The 14,405-nt window shown below is 62.6% G+C and carries 13 protein-coding genes; 12 read left to right on the forward strand and 1 reads right to left on the reverse strand.

The window, feature by feature from the left end:
• Positions 1-3 precede the first annotated feature (3 nt).
• The 4 genes from KHO30_RS12000 (at position 4) to KHO30_RS12015 (ending at position 3,625) form a co-directional block, all read left to right on the forward strand.
• Positions 4-615 carry a class I SAM-dependent methyltransferase gene (locus KHO30_RS12000; protein ID WP_211701144.1) on the forward strand — a complete coding sequence of 204 codons (612 nt, stop codon included), beginning with the start codon at positions 4-6 and terminating at the stop codon, positions 613-615.
• A 43-nt stretch (positions 616-658) separates the two neighbouring features.
• On the forward strand, positions 659-1,573 hold the full coding sequence (gene dapA, locus KHO30_RS12005) for a 4-hydroxy-tetrahydrodipicolinate synthase (protein ID WP_200650619.1): 915 nt from the start codon (positions 659-661) through the stop codon (positions 1,571-1,573).
• Positions 1,574-1,702: 129 nt separating this feature from the next.
• Positions 1,703-2,842, forward strand: coding sequence for an outer membrane protein assembly factor BamC (gene bamC, locus KHO30_RS12010; RefSeq protein ID WP_200650618.1), 1,140 nt, complete (start codon positions 1,703-1,705; stop codon positions 2,840-2,842).
• 9 nt (positions 2,843-2,851) lie between these two features.
• Positions 2,852-3,625 carry an MBL fold metallo-hydrolase gene (locus tag KHO30_RS12015; protein WP_200650617.1) on the forward strand — a complete coding sequence of 258 codons (774 nt, stop codon included), beginning with the start codon at positions 2,852-2,854 and terminating at the stop codon, positions 3,623-3,625.
• 153 nt (positions 3,626-3,778) lie between these two features.
• Here the strand turns inward: KHO30_RS12015 and KHO30_RS12020 are convergent, their stop codons facing one another.
• Complete coding sequence (locus tag KHO30_RS12020; protein ID WP_093633529.1) at positions 3,779-4,477, reverse strand: Bax inhibitor-1/YccA family protein; 699 nt, start codon at positions 4,475-4,477, stop codon at positions 3,779-3,781.
• A 311-nt stretch (positions 4,478-4,788) separates the two neighbouring features.
• On the opposite strand from KHO30_RS12020, the gene ndk reads away from it, so the two are divergent.
• The 8 genes from ndk (at position 4,789) to der (ending at position 14,380) form a co-directional block, all read left to right on the forward strand.
• A complete protein-coding gene (gene ndk, locus KHO30_RS12025; protein ID WP_012433533.1) occupies positions 4,789-5,214 on the forward strand; it encodes a nucleoside-diphosphate kinase in 426 nt (141 codons plus the stop codon).
• A 214-nt stretch (positions 5,215-5,428) separates the two neighbouring features.
• Entirely contained in the window at positions 5,429-6,580 is a 1,152-nt protein-coding gene (rlmN, locus tag KHO30_RS12030; protein ID WP_028199529.1) for a dual-specificity RNA methyltransferase RlmN, read from the forward strand.
• 217 nt (positions 6,581-6,797) lie between these two features.
• The gene (locus KHO30_RS12035; RefSeq protein WP_200650616.1) at positions 6,798-7,928 is read left to right on the forward strand and encodes a helix-turn-helix domain-containing protein; all 1,131 of its coding nucleotides are present in this window, start codon (positions 6,798-6,800) and stop codon (positions 7,926-7,928) included.
• An 86-nt stretch (positions 7,929-8,014) separates the two neighbouring features.
• Positions 8,015-9,331, forward strand: a complete 1,317-nt coding sequence (ispG, locus tag KHO30_RS12040; RefSeq protein ID WP_200650615.1) for a flavodoxin-dependent (E)-4-hydroxy-3-methylbut-2-enyl-diphosphate synthase — start codon at positions 8,015-8,017, stop codon at positions 9,329-9,331.
• Between the two features lie 20 nt (positions 9,332-9,351).
• Positions 9,352-10,692 (forward strand): histidine--tRNA ligase, encoded by a 1,341-nt coding sequence (gene hisS / locus KHO30_RS12045; RefSeq protein ID WP_171925482.1) that lies wholly within the window; start codon positions 9,352-9,354, stop codon positions 10,690-10,692.
• Between the two features lie 66 nt (positions 10,693-10,758).
• A complete protein-coding gene (locus tag KHO30_RS12050) occupies positions 10,759-11,388 on the forward strand; it encodes a YfgM family protein (RefSeq protein ID WP_054038226.1) in 630 nt (209 codons plus the stop codon).
• Positions 11,389-11,463: 75 nt separating this feature from the next.
• Complete coding sequence (bamB, locus tag KHO30_RS12055; RefSeq protein ID WP_093633526.1) at positions 11,464-12,609, forward strand: outer membrane protein assembly factor BamB; 1,146 nt, start codon at positions 11,464-11,466, stop codon at positions 12,607-12,609.
• Between the two features lie 433 nt (positions 12,610-13,042).
• Positions 13,043-14,380 carry a ribosome biogenesis GTPase Der gene (gene der, locus KHO30_RS12060; RefSeq protein WP_093633525.1) on the forward strand — a complete coding sequence of 446 codons (1,338 nt, stop codon included), beginning with the start codon at positions 13,043-13,045 and terminating at the stop codon, positions 14,378-14,380.
• Positions 14,381-14,405 lie beyond the last annotated feature (25 nt).

Raw genomic sequence — 14,405 nt, forward strand, 5'->3', positions numbered from 1 at the left:
GCGATGAGCACTTCAGTTGCCACGTCGGACGGTTCCTCGCACGGAAACGGCGAACCGTCGCGCTGGGTGCGCCACTGGGCGCATCTGGTCGCGCCGGGCGGCGCGGTGCTCGACGTGGCGTCGGGGGCCGGGCGGCATGCGCGCTTCTTTGCATCGCTGGGCCATCCGGTGACCGCGCTCGACCGCGATGCGGCCGCGCTGGACCTGATGCGCGACGATCCGCGCATTACCACGCTCGCGGCCGACATCGAAGGCGCCGCATGGCCCTTGCCTGCCGACGCGAAATTCGCCGCGATCGTGGTCACGAACTACTTGCACCGGCCGCTGTTTCCGCAGCTTTTGCGGTCGCTCGTGCCTGGCGGCGTACTGGTTTACGAGACCTTCGCGCAAGGCAACGAAAGGGTCGGCAAACCGTCTAATCCGGCGTTTTTGCTTGCACCCGGCGAGCTGCTCGAGGTGGTGCGCGGCCACCTTCGCGTGGTCGCATTTCAAGACGGATTTCTCGCGCAGCCGCGCCCGGCCTACGTCCGGCGGATATGCGCAATTATGGAGGCGGATCGCTCAGCCGAGCGTGCAGATGCGGCACCCCCGCGTTGTTACGAGCTGGCTGGCTAATCCGCTACAATCGCGGTTTACCTGATCAAATTCATGGCGTTTCATGACTAACGGCAATCAAAGCAGCACTGGCGGCGTTCAGATTCGCGGCAGCATCCCTGCCATCATTACTCCGATGCTCGAAGACGGCGGCCTCGATCTGCCGGCGTTTCGCAAACTGATCGACTGGCATATCGCAGAGGGCACGAACGCACTGGTCGTGGTCGGCACGAGCGGCGAGTCGGCCACGCTGTCGGTCGAAGAGCACGTGCTGATGGTCAAAACCGCAGTCGAGCACACAGCGGGCCGGATTCCGGTGATCGCGGGCTCGGGCGGCAATTCCACCACTGAAGCCATCGAGCTCACGCAGCAGGCGAAAGACGTCGGCGCGGACGCTACGCTGCAGGTCGTGCCGTACTACAACAAGCCGACCCAGGAAGGCATCTATCGCCACTTCGCGAAGATCGCCGAAACCGTCGATCTGCCGGTGATCCTGTACAACGTGCCGGGCCGCACGGTCGCGGACATGAGCAACGAAACGATCCTGCGTTGCGCACAGGTGCCGGGCATCATCGGTGTGAAGGAAGCGACCGGCAATATCGATCGCGCCGCGCACCTGATCAAGTCGGCGCCGGCCCATTTCGGCATCTACAGCGGTGACGATCCCACGGCGATCGCGCTGATGCTGCTTGGCGGCCACGGCAATATTTCGGTCACCGCGAACGTCGCGCCGCGCGCCATGAGCGAACTGTGCAAAGCTGCGCTTGCCGCGGACGCGAAGACCGCCCGCGAGATTCATCTGAAACTCCTGTCGCTGCATAAGAACCTGTTCATCGAGTCGAATCCGATTCCGGCGAAATGGGCGTTGCAGCAACTGGGTCGTGTGCAGGGCGGAATTCGCCTGCCGCTCACGCCGCTCGACGCGCAATACCACGAAGTGGTGCGCGGCGCGCTGCGCGAAGCGGGCCTGCTGGGCTAAGCGGGCTCAAACCCGCGCCCCCAGCGCTCAAGAAAGCCTGCCACCGGCATTCCCTTAACCGACGTCGATCCAGCCCACGTTCCCGGCACACAGAACCAGGCACCGCGTTCCAGCATCACGAAGGACCTCATGAAACGTTCCGCACTTTCCCTCCACGCAACCCGCATGGCGGCGCTGGCGCTTGCCCTGGTAACGCTCGCCGGCTGTGACACGCTGAACGACTGGTTCGCCTCCGACCGCGTCAACTACAAGGGCGCGGGCAGCGCACCGCCGCTCGCCGTTCCGGGTGACCTGAGCACCGCCCCGACCGACGGGCGCTATGTTGCGCCGCCGGCCAATCTGGCGCTGGGCGGCGCGCAGCAACGCGCAGTCACGGCAGCGGGTAATTCCACCGAAGGCCAGCCGAATGCGCAAGACCCGCTGGGCATGCACATCGAGCGTGACGGCGATCGTCGCTGGCTGGTCGTCGACGGCCGCACGCCTGAACAACTGTGGCCGCAGCTGCAGGAGTTCTGGCAGGAAAACGGCTTCGCGCTGAAAACCGATGCGCCGGCCACGGGCATCATGACCACCGACTGGGCTGAAAACCGCGCCAATATTCCGGACGACTGGTTCCGTCGCACGGTCGGCAAGGTGATCGACTTCGCTTACTCGTCGGGCACCCGCGACAGCTTCCGCACGCTCGTGTCGCGCGGGCCGGCTGAGACGACGGACATCTCGATCACGCATAGCGCGATGGAAGAAATGCTGACGGGCCAGGACAAGACGTCGTCGCGCTGGGAAGAACGTCCGCGCGATCCGGCGCTGGAAGCGCTGTTCCTGACCAAGCTGATGCAGAAGTTCGGCCTGACCGAAGCGCAGTCGAAGCAACTCCTGACCGATGCCCGCTCGGCCACCGCGCCGGCCACGATCGACCAGAGCGCGGGCGCATCGACGCTCGACTTGCAGGAATCGTTCGACCGCGCATGGCTGCGCGTGGGTCTCGCGCTTGACCGCACCAACTTCACGGTCGACAACCGCGACCGCGCGAAAGGCATCTACTACGTGCGTTACGCGGATTCGATGCAGGAACTGAAGAAGGAAGGGCTCTTCGGCAAGCTGTTCTACAGCGGCAGTTCGTCGAAGAAGCCGGGTCAGGAATTCCTCGTCAATGTGCGCTCGAAGGGCGACACCGTCACGCAGGTGGCGGTGCTGGACGCGAACGGGCAGGTGGATAATTCGTCTGACGCGCAGCGCATCGTGACGTTGCTGCACGCGCAACTGAACTAAGCGCGGGCTGTGCGCTTCGCCAGTCTCGGCAGCGGCAGTGAAGGCAATGCCTTGCTGGTGGAAGCGCAATGCGGCGCGACCACCACGCGCGTTCTGCTCGATTGCGGCTTTTCGGCCAAGGAAGTCGAGCGGCGTCTAACGCGGCTCGGCGCGGGCGTCGAAGGTCTCGACGCCATTCTGATTACACATGAACACAGCGACCACATTGGCAGCGCGCTGACGCTGGCGCGCAAGTGGTCGATTCCGTTGTACATGAGCTGGGGCACCGCCCGCGCGGTGGGTGCCGACGAAGCCGACGTCGACCTGCAGGTGCTGTGGAGCGACGAAGCGGTGGCGATCGGCGACCTCAGCGTCCTCCCTTACACCGTTCCTCACGACGCCCGCGAGCCGCTGCAGTACGTGCTCTCCAACGGCGCGAGCCGGCTTGGCGTGCTGACCGACGTCGGCACTTCCACGCCGCATATCAGCGCGGTGCTGAGCGGCTGCGACGCGCTGGTGCTCGAATGCAATCACGATGTGCGAATGCTGGCGGGTAGCCGGTATCCTCAATCGCTGAAGGCGCGTATCGGCGGCAATCACGGGCATTTGAACAACGAAGCCGCGGCTGAAATCCTGGCCTCGCTCGACCGTTCGCGCTTGCGCCATCTGGTGGCAGCGCATCTGAGTCAGCAGAACAACACGCCGGAATTGGCGCAGGCCGCCATGGCGGGTGTGCTGGGTGCCGCGCCGACCGACGTGGTGGTCGCTTCTCAGGATGAAGGCTTCGCCTGGCTGAGCTTGTGATCCGTCTCTGATTGACTGGCATCTGACATCTCGCCAGGCTCGGCGATTTACCGCTGACATGCCGGCAGTGCAAAGAAAAAAGCCCATGACGATTGCTCGCCATGGGCTTTTTCTTCAAGGCCGGCGTTTCGGGCGCCGCGCCTTGCGTCAGACTTAGTTGCGGTTGCCGCCGAAGATGCCGAGCAACGCGAGCAGGTTGACGAACACGTTGTACAGATCCAGGTAGATCGCGAGGGTAGCGGTGATGTAGTTCGTTTCACCGCCGTTCACGACGCGCTGGACGTCGAACAGCATGTAGGCCGAGAAGATCACGATGGCCAGCACCGACACCGTCAGCATCAACGCCGGCAGGTGCAGGAAGATGTTGGCGACCGAAGCCAGCAGCAGCACGATGACGCCCATGAACAGCCACTTGCCGAGGCCCGAGAAGTCACGCTTGCTGACCGTGGCGATCGTTGCCATGGCGGCGAAGATCACACCAGTGCCACCAAAGGCCAGCATGATGAGCGACGGGCCGTTCGAAAAACCGAGCACGAAGCTCAGGATGCGCGACAGCATCAGGCCCATGAAGAACGTGAAGCCGAGCAGCACAAACACGCCAATGGCGCTGTCTTTGGTTTTCTGGATGGCGAACATGAAACCGAAGGCGATCGCGAAGAACGCCAGCATGCTCATGCCGGGGCTGGTGGCGGCGAACAGCGAGAAACCGGTTGCCACGCCCACCCATGCGCCGAGCACGGTCGGAATCATGGACAGCGCTAGCAGCCAGTAGGTGTTCCGTAGTACGCGGTTGCGTGTTTCGACCGTGCTGACTGCGCCATTGCGGCCAAAGCTATACGGATGATCGTTCATGGTCTCTCCTTACCTCAGAAGCATGTTGCGTAATGGTTGTGCCGCGGGTTGCGCAGCAGGTGGTGCGTCAGGTAGTGCGGCGCCGGCCGGAATGCTTGCCGCCAGTCGCAGGGTGTTCATCCCTAAGATTGGCGCGGTGGCAGGGAGTTTCAATACCCAGAAAATGTCCACACGACCTACGCTACCAGTATTCAGAAACTCCTGCTTGGAGTCTTTCAATGTTGTAAGGGTTCAATCGCAATCATACACGGGAACATGCTACAATAGCGGATTCATTTGAATCTGTAACCTCTTAATTTTTTGGAGTTTTTATGGCGATCGAACGCACCCTGTCGATTATCAAGCCGGACGCAGTGGCCAAGAACGTGATCGGTCAGATCTACAGCCGTTTCGAAAACGCTGGCCTGAAGATCGTGGCTTCGCGCATGGTCCACCTGTCGCGCGCTGACGCAGAGAAGTTCTACGCTGTGCACGCTGCACGCCCGTTCTTCAAGGACCTGGTCGATTTCATGATCTCGGGCCCGGTGGTCGTGCAAGCGCTGGAAGGCGAAAACGCGATCCTGAAGCACCGCGACCTGATGGGCGCAACGGATCCGAAGAAGGCAGAAAAGGGCACGATCCGCGCTGACTTCGCTGACAGCATCGACGCTAACGCGGTGCATGGTTCGGACGCCGCTGAAACAGCTGCAGTTGAAATCGCGTTCTTCTTCCCGCAAGTGAACGTCTACTCGCGTTAAGCGGGTTTAGGCAGGTTTGAGCGCGTCTGAACGCGCTTGCCCTGCAAGGCGCTATCCGCGCGATTCGTGCGCTGCCGTTGGATTTGTCGCACGAATCCGCACGAACAGCCCGGCAAAGTAGTAAGGTAAAGCAGCAGGAATGGGCGCGAACGGCATTGCGTTCATGCAGCTTGTTGCATGAACGTAGTCTCGCACTGAAATGGCAGGATTCGATATGACGAGCAGTCCCACCGTCAACCTTCTCGACCTCGACGCCCAAGGGCTTGTCGCTTACTGCGACAGCCTGGGCGAGAAGCCGTTTCGCGCCAAGCAATTGCAGCGCTGGATCCACCAGTACAACGCTGCTGACTTCGACGGCATGACCGATCTGGCGAAGTCCTTGCGCGAAAAGCTCAAAGGGCGCGCAACGATCACGATGCCCGGCATCGTCAGCGACAATATTTCGACTGACGGCACACGCAAGTGGCTGATCGACGTCGGCAACAGCAACGCGGTTGAAACCGTCTATATCCCCGAAGAAACGCGTGGCACGCTGTGCGTGTCGTCGCAGGCGGGGTGCGCGGTCAACTGCCGTTTCTGTTCGACCGGCAAACAGGGTTTCTCCCGCAATCTCACCACCGGCGAAATCATCGGCCAGCTGCGTATGGCCGAGTTCGCGTTGCGCGCGACGCGCGGCACGGATGGCGGCCGCGCCACGGGCGGTGACGGCAAAGGCGAGCGTGTCGTCACGAACGTGGTGATGATGGGTATGGGCGAGCCGCTGCTCAATTACGACGCGGTGGTGCCCGCCATGCGCCTGATGCTGGACGATAACGCGTACGGCCTGTCGCGCCGCCGCGTCACACTATCCACCTCGGGCGTCGTGCCGATGATGGACCGGCTTGGCGCCGATCTGCCGGTGGCGCTCGCGGTCTCGCTGCATGCCCCGAGCGACCCGCTGCGCGACATGCTGGTGCCGCTGAACAAGAAGTATCCGTTGCGCGAATTGATGGCCGCTTGCCAGCGCTATCTTAAAGTCGCGCCGCGCGATTTCATTACGTTCGAATATTGCATGCTCGACGGCGTGAACGACAGCGAAGCGCAAGCGCGCGAATTGCTGGCGGTTACGCGCGACGTACCGTGCAAGTTCAACCTGATTCCGTTCAATCCGTTCCCTGAATCGGGCCTCATCCGCTCGAAGCCGGAACAGATCAAGCGGTTTGCACAAGTGTTGATGGACGCGGGCGTCGTCACCACAGTGCGTAAGACACGCGGCGATGATATCGACGCTGCCTGCGGTCAGTTGGCCGGTGCGGTGAAAGACCGCACGCGCCTCGCTGAGCGCACCGGGAAGGCGGCGAAGATTATCGAGGTGCGCGCCGTGTAATCGCGCGAGATAGTGGGGCGCGACCGTTCGGAGGAAAGCGATCCGGACGCGCGAAAACCCTCCACGCCATCCACGATTGAAAAGAAAGTTTGCAGAAGCGATCGGAAGCGGCACACAAGGCCGCGCATTTTGTTATAAACGGTCTGCGATTCGGGCGTGAGGCTTTGGCCCGTCCGGGTTGCACAAGTGAAAAAGAATCGACGCGAAAGGATTTGGGATGAGTGAGCCGCAGCACCCGCAGCCGCAGCCGCAGGAAACAGACACAAACGAAGGCCATCCGGCGCCAGTCGCCCGGGCGGTAGTGCAGCCTGTTGAGCAGCCGGGCCCGGCGAGTTTTGATTCCCTGGCGGCAGTTGGCGCGCGCTTGACCCAATTGCGTGAATTGAAGGGCTGGACGATCGAAGACGTGTCGGCGCGCCTGAAGGTCTCCGTCACCAAGCTGCGTGCGCTCGAATCGGGCGACATCAGCCATCTGCCGGACACGACCTTCGCGCTCGGCGTGGTGCGCAGCTACGCGAAGATGCTCGGCGCTGATCCCACGCCGTTTACGCAGGCTTTGCGCCGCGAGAAGGGTGTGCCCGCGCCGGATCTGTCGATGCCGGCATCGTCGGGCAAGGATTTGCCGCGCGGTCGTGTATCGCTGTCGCTCGGCGGCAGTGGACAAAAGAGCCGCTCATGGCTGTGGGGCATTGCAGCGATAATCGTCGCGGTGATCGCGCTCGGTATGTGGCATACCAATGGCGGTGATTCGTCGGCGTGGCTCGCACGATTGAAGGCGAGCGCCAACGGCGCGGCGGGTGGCGCGACCGGTGCATCGGGCGCGGTGGCGCAGGGTCAGCCGGCAGGTTCCGAGGCAACCGCGGAAGACGCGGCTTCGGCCCCGGAAGCGCAGGCCGCAACGGATAACGCAGCGTCGGGTACGCCGATGCCCGCCCCGCTGGCAACCGGTGAAGCGCCGTCTCCCGCTCCGGCGGTCACGGCAGCAGCAGTCGCCCCGAAGGCCGGTTCGCAGGTTCAGGCGGCGGCGCAAGGCGCGAGCGCGCCGGTGGTCGCCGCGATAGGCGCATCGGCGGCAGCGGATACGGCGGCGCCGGCCGCGGGTGAGGCGATCATCGCGTTGCGCGTGACGCAGGACAGCTGGTTCAGCGTGCGTGGCAAGGACGGCAAGGAAGTGTTCTCCGGCCTCGTGCACGCAGGCGATACGAAGGAAGTGACGGGCGCGGCCCCTTTCAAGGTCACGGTCGGCAACAAGGCGGGTCTCGAGTCGCTTACGCTCGATGGTCAGCCAGTCGATCCGTCGAAATATTCGGCAGCCAAGGGTAACGTGGCGCGCTTCGCGTTGCCTTGATAGATACGGTATGCGTCGCGGCCAACCGGTTCGCGGCGCTTTTTCAATTCAGGCGCTACGTCTTTTGTGTGGCGCATGCGGCGTAAATGGGTTTTTCGATGCAATCCGAAGCTCAATCCCAATCCAGTAGCAAGATCGTTTCAAACGAACCGGTGTTCGGCGGCCACGCTGTACGGCGCAAGTCGCACGCAGTCGATGTGCGCTGGGGCGGTCAGCTCGTCACCATCGGCGGCGATGCGCCCGTGCGCGTCCAGTCGATGACCAACACCGACACCGCGGACGCGATCGGCACGGCGATCCAGATCAAGGAACTGGCGCAAGCCGGTTCGGAACTGGTGCGTATCACGGTCAATACGCCGGAAGCGGCGGCGGCCGTGCCGGCGGTTCGCGAGCAGCTCGACCGCATGGGCGTGTCGGTGCCGCTGGTCGGCGATTTTCATTACAACGGCCATTTGCTGCTGCGCGATTACCCCGCGTGCGCGGAGTCGTTGTCGAAGTACCGGATCAATCCGGGCAATGTCGGCCACGGCGCGAAGCGCGACACGCAGTTCGCGCAAATGATCGAAGCGGCGGTGAAGTACGACAAGCCGGTGCGGATCGGCGTCAACTGGGGCAGCCTCGACCAGGACCTGCTCGCGAAGATGATGGACGAAAACGCCGCGCGTTCCACGCCGTGGGAAGCGCAGAGCGTGATGTACGAAGCGCTGATCCAGTCGGCGATTGGCTCGGCGGAGCGCGCGGTCGAAATCGGCCTGCCGCGCAACAAGATCATTCTGTCGTGCAAGGTCAGCGGCGTGCAGGATCTGATCGCGGTGTATCGTGAACTCGCGCGCCGTTGCGACTTCGCGCTGCATCTGGGTCTGACCGAAGCGGGCATGGGGTCGAAGGGCATTGTGGCGTCGACCGCTGCGTTGTCGGTGTTGCTGCAGCAAGGCATCGGCGACACGATCCGTATCTCGCTCACCCCGGAACCGGGTGGCCCGCGCACGGGTGAAGTGATCGTCGGTCAGGAAATTCTGCAGACCATGGGCCTGCGCTCGTTCACGCCGATGGTGATCGCGTGCCCGGGTTGCGGCCGCACCACCAGCACGCTGTTCCAGGAACTGGCGTCGCAAATCCAGACCTATCTGCGCACGCAGATGCCGGTGTGGCGCGATCAATATCCTGGCGTCGAAAAGATGCACGTCGCGGTGATGGGCTGCATCGTCAACGGTCCGGGCGAATCGAAACAGGCGAATATCGGCATCAGCTTGCCGGGTTCGGGCGAAAATCCGGCCGCGCCGGTGTTCATCGACGGCGAGAAGGTCAAGACGCTGCGCGGCGAGAACATCGCGCAAGAATTCCAGCAAATCGTGAGTGACTACGTCGAGCGCCGCTATGGTCGCGCCGAAGCACTCAACTAAATACCGCCAATCGAAGACAGATGACTGAACAGAAGAAAAAGCTCGAAAAGTTGTCCGGTGTGAAGGGCATGAATGACATCCTTCCGCAGGACGCCGGGCTGTGGGAATTTTTTGAAGCGACCGTCAAGTCGATGCTGCGCTCGTACGGATACCAGAATATTCGTACGCCGATCATCGAGCATACGCAGTTGTTCAAGCGCGGTATCGGTGAGGTGACCGACATCGTCGAGAAAGAGATGTACAGCTTTACCGACGCATTGAACGGCGAAAATCTGACGATGCGCCCGGAAAATACGGCGGCTGTGGTGCGTGCGACGATCGAGCACAACATGCTGTACGACGGTCCGAAGCGCCTGTGGTACATCGGCCCGATGTTCCGTCACGAGCGTCCGCAGCGCGGCCGTTATCGCCAGTTCCATCAGGTCGGCGTGGAAGCGCTGGGCTTTGCCGGTCCGGACGCCGACGCCGAAATCATCATGATGTGCCAGCGTCTGTGGGACGACCTCGGCTTAATGGGCATCAAGCTCGAGCTCAATTCGCTGGGTCTCGTGGAAGAGCGCGCGGCGCATCGCGTCGAGTTGATCGCCTACCTCGAAAAGCACATGGACGTGCTCGACGAAGAGGCGAAGCGCCGTCTGTACACGAACCCGCTGCGCGTGCTCGACACGAAAAATCCGGCCATGCAGGAAGTCGCGCAGAACGCGCCCAAGCTGATCGATTTTCTCGGCGAAGAATCCCGCGCGCACTTCGAAGGCCTGCAGCGCATTCTGAAGGCGAACAACATTCCGTTCACGATCAATCCGCGTCTCGTGCGCGGTCTCGATTATTACAATCTGACCGTGTTCGAGTGGGTGACCGACAAGCTTGGCGCGCAAGGCACGGTCGCGGCCGGCGGCCGTTACGATCCGCTGATCGAACAGCTTGGTGGTAAGCCGACGGGCGCATGCGGCTGGGCCATGGGCGTCGAGCGTATCCTCGAGTTGCTGAAAGAAGAGCAGCTCGTGCCGGAAGACGAGGGGTGCGACGTATACGTGGTCCATCAGGGCGACGCGGCGCGCGAACAGGCCTTTATCATCGCCGAGCGTTTGCGCGACACGGGTCTCGACGTGATCCTGCATTGCAGCGCGGACGGTCAGACGGCGAGCTTCAAGTCGCAAATGAAGCGTGCTGACGCGAGCGGCGCGGCATTCGCGGTGGTCCTCGGCGAAGACGAGATTGCGAACGGCACGGTCGGCGTCAAACCGCTCCGTGATACAAGTTCTAACGGCGGTAAAAACGAGCAACATAACGTGCCTGCCGAAGACTTGACCGAATTTCTAATCAATGCGATGGTTGCAACCGCCGAAGACGGCGACGACTGATCGCGATGTCGTCGGGCCCCTTGGCTCGACACGCACACGTATCAAGAAAGAGGAAATCGCCGGGCGATGAGTTACCACGACGAACAAGAATCGATTGAAAGTCTGAAAGCATGGTGGACGCAGTGGGGCAATGCAACCACGTGGATCGTGCTGGTGGCCCTGGTTGCCGCCGCCGGCTGGAACGGCTGGAATTTCTGGCAACGGCGCCAGGCCGCGGAAGCCGCGGTGCTGTATGACCAGGTGCAGCAGGCCGTGGCATCGGGCGACAAGGCGAAGATCACGCGCGTTGCCACCGATATGGAAGACAAGTTCAGCCGCACCGCGTATGCGCAGATGACCGCGCTGGGCGCCGCCAAGGCGCTGTACGCCGCGGGTGACGAAGCCGCCGCGAAGGCCCAGTTGCAATGGACCATCGATCACGCAAAAGACGACGAGTTCAAGCAGATTGCCAAGCTCCGTTTGGCTTCGCTGCTGCTCGACGACAAGGCTTACGACCAGGGGCTCGCACTGCTCGCCGAACCGCAGTCCGATGCGTTCAAGGGCATTGTGGCGGACGGCCGCGGTGATTTGCTCGCCGCCCAAGGCAAGCGTGACGATGCGCGCGCGGCCTACAAGCTCGCCCTCGACTCGCTGTCGAAAAACGATAGCTCGGCTCGCCAGTTGATTCAGTTCAAGCTGGATGCGCTGGGCGGCTAATCGCCGCATGCAGCGCGCCGCATGACACGACCAACCGGTCTCCTTTAACTCATTTCCTGAATGCTTCGTCCACCGATGAATCTGCTGAAACGTTACGCTGTGCCCGTTGCCTGTGCGATGACCGTGCTCACCATGGCGGCTTGCTCATCCACGAAAGACGAGCGCCGCGAGCCCACGCCGCTCACCGAGTTCAAACCCGTGCTCGACGTGCAGCAGGCGTGGAAGACGAGCGTCGGCAAGGCGGGTCGTTACCTGTTCTCGCCGGTCGCGGTCGGCAACGCGGTGTACGCGGCGGGCGCGAACGGCTCGGTTGCGAAGATCGACGCGCAAACCGGCAAGGACATCTGGCGCGTCAAGCTGCGTGACGATCTGTCGGCCGGTGTCGGCAGCGACGGCACGCTCACGGCGGTCGGCGGCCTGAAGGGCGATGTCTACGTGCTCGGCGCGGACGGCAAACAATTGTGGACCGCCAAGGCGCCTGGCGAAATCATCTCGCCGCCGCTGGTCGGCAACGGCCTCGTGGTTGTGCGCACGGTCGACGGTCAGATCGTCGCGTTCAACGCGCAAACTGGCGAGCAGAAGTGGAATTATCGCAATCGCGCGGTGCCGCTCAACCTGCGCGTGTCCTCGGGCATGACGTTCGCGGGTGACGCGGCGGTGCTGGCCGGCTTCCCGGGCGGCGCCTTCGCTGCGATCAACCTGCAGACCGGCGACAACTACTGGCAGACCCCGGTGTCGTATCCGAAGGGTGTGACGGAAGTGGAGCGCATCAACGACGTGACAGGCCCGCCCACGCTGCTCGGCTCGGAAACCTGCGCGGTGACGTTCCAGGGTCAGATTGGCTGCTTCGACGCGAACTCGGGCCGCGCGGTGTGGGAAAAGGCGTTTTCGAGCACGAGCGGTCTCGCGCAGGATGACCGTGCCGTGGTGGCGGCCGACGACTGGTCGGTGGTGTCGGCGTTCGACGTCAGCAACGGCGCGACCCTGTGGAAGAACGACAAGCTGAAGAATCGCGAACTCAGCGTCCCGTTCATTCTGGGTCATGCCGCCGTGCTGGGCGACTATCAGGGTTACGTGCACTTCCTGTCGCGCGACGACGGTACACTCGTGGCCCGTGTGAAGACCGACGGAACCCCGATTACCGCAGCGCCGGTGCTGGCCGGCGAAACGCTGGTCGTGCTGACACACGACGGCGATCTGTACGGCTACCGTCCGCGCTGATCGCGCAGGCTATCGGCAGTCAAGCGTCGTCAAACGTGCAGGCCGGCTTCGCCGGCCGCACGCGTTTTTGTTGTATAGCTGGGCAACTAGAAATATTCCGCCGGACTGGCTGGTCCGGCAAGTCGGATCAGAAACGGCCCATGTGGCCATCGGTGGCTGCTTGCGGCGCCACCTTCGACGGCATCCTGGTCGATACGCAGAGAATCGTATCGAACCGGTCTGAGCCGTTGAGCAAGAAAGACTGAAGCTGGCGGCCCATTGGCGCCGCCCCATACAGCCAAACCCCCGTCCGCCCGGGTGCGCATATTGACAGCACATCCGGGGCTGGCCGAATTCGTGATAATTTTCGTCAAAGGCTGCCGTGTAGCGGCCGCATGGCGTCGCTACGCGGGCCGTCGATTTCGATCCCGCGTTTCACCGTGAACAACATCTGATGAAACCCGTTATTGCCCTGGTTGGGCGCCCCAATGTGGGGAAATCCACGCTATTCAACCGTCTCACGCGCACGCGTGATGCGCTGGTTGCCGACCTGCCCGGTCTCACCCGCGATCGCCATTACGGCGAGGGGCGCGCCGGCGACCGGCCGTATCTGGTCGTCGATACCGGCGGCTTCGAACCGGTCGCGAAAGACGGCATCCTGCACGAGATGGCGCGTCAAACCCGCCAGGCGGTCGAAGAATCGGACGTCGTCGTGTTCATCGTCGACGGTCGCAACGGTCTCGCGCCGCAGGACAAGACGATTGCCGACTACCTGCGCAAGACCGGCCGGCCGATCTTCCTCGTCGTCAACAAGGCGGAGGGGATGAAGTACAGCACGGTGGCCGCCGACTTCTACGAACTCGGCCTCGGCGACCCGCGCGCGATTTCGTCGGCACACGGCGACGGCGTCACCGAAATGATCAATGACGCGCTGGGTGTCGCGTATGCCGGACAGCCGGAAGAGAGCGACGAGGAAAAACAGGCGCACGGCGTGAAGATCGCGATCGTCGGCCGGCCGAACGTCGGCAAGTCGACCTTGATCAATGCGCTGGTGGGCGAAGAACGCGTGATCGCGTTCGACATGCCGGGCACCACGCGCGATTCGATCTACGTCGACTTCGAGCGTCAAGGCAAACCCTACACGCTGATCGACACGGCCGGTTTGCGCCGTCGCGGCAAGGTGTTCGAAGCGATCGAGAAGTTCTCGGTGGTGAAAACGCTGCAGTCGATTTCGGACGCGAACGTCGTGATCCTGCTGCTTGACGCGCAACAGGATATTTCCGAACAGGACGCGCACATTGCCGGTTTCGTGGTGGAGCAGGGCCGCGCGCTGGTGGTGGGCGTGAACAAATGGGACGGGCTCGATTCGCATGTGCGCGAGCGCACTAAGGCGGACATCGAGCGCAAACTAAAATTTCTCGACTTCGCCAAATTCCACTTCATTTCCGCCGCGGAAAAAACCGGAATTGGCCCGCTGATGCGCTCGGTCGACGACGCCTACGCCGCCGCCATGGCCAAGCTGCCGACGCCGAAGTTGACGCGTGCGCTGATCGAGGCAGTGGAATTCCAGCAGCCGCGCCGACGCGGTCCGGTGCGCCCGAAACTGCGTTACGCGCACCAGGGCGGACAGAATCCGCCGATCATCGTGATTCACGGCAATGCGCTCGATGCGATCACCGAAACGTACAAACGCTACCTCGAAAACCGCTTCCGGGAAACTTTCAAGCTGACTGGGACTCCATTGCGCATAGAGTTCAGATCGTCGACGAACCCTTACGCGGATAAAGGCTAAATCCAGGCTGAAACCCGCGTGTGTG

This window comes from Paraburkholderia aspalathi (assembly GCF_905220735.1).
GTDB lineage: Bacteria > Pseudomonadota > Gammaproteobacteria > Burkholderiales > Burkholderiaceae > Paraburkholderia > Paraburkholderia aspalathi.

Bases quoted from the DNA above. Each gene is read 5' to 3' on its own strand.
- ndk (WP_012433533.1), top strand. From the start codon at position 4,789: ATGGCGATCGAACGCACCCTGTCGATTATCAAGCCGGACGCAGTGGCC.
- KHO30_RS12050 (WP_054038226.1), top strand. From the start codon at position 10,759: ATGAGTTACCACGACGAACAAGAATCGATTGAAAGTCTGAAAGCATGG.
- KHO30_RS12000 (WP_211701144.1), top strand. From the start codon at position 4: ATGAGCACTTCAGTTGCCACGTCGGACGGTTCCTCGCACGGAAACGGC.
- bamC (WP_200650618.1), top strand. From the start codon at position 1,703: ATGAAACGTTCCGCACTTTCCCTCCACGCAACCCGCATGGCGGCGCTG.
- rlmN (WP_028199529.1), top strand. From the start codon at position 5,429: ATGACGAGCAGTCCCACCGTCAACCTTCTCGACCTCGACGCCCAAGGG.
- bamB (WP_093633526.1), top strand. From the start codon at position 11,464: ATGAATCTGCTGAAACGTTACGCTGTGCCCGTTGCCTGTGCGATGACC.
- der (WP_093633525.1), top strand. From the start codon at position 13,043: ATGAAACCCGTTATTGCCCTGGTTGGGCGCCCCAATGTGGGGAAATCC.
- KHO30_RS12035 (WP_200650616.1), top strand. From the start codon at position 6,798: ATGAGTGAGCCGCAGCACCCGCAGCCGCAGCCGCAGGAAACAGACACA.
- dapA (WP_200650619.1), top strand. From the start codon at position 659: ATGACTAACGGCAATCAAAGCAGCACTGGCGGCGTTCAGATTCGCGGC.
- hisS (WP_171925482.1), top strand. From the start codon at position 9,352: ATGACTGAACAGAAGAAAAAGCTCGAAAAGTTGTCCGGTGTGAAGGGC.
- ispG (WP_200650615.1), top strand. From the start codon at position 8,015: ATGGGTTTTTCGATGCAATCCGAAGCTCAATCCCAATCCAGTAGCAAG.
- KHO30_RS12020 (WP_093633529.1), bottom strand. From the start codon at position 4,477: ATGAACGATCATCCGTATAGCTTTGGCCGCAATGGCGCAGTCAGCACG.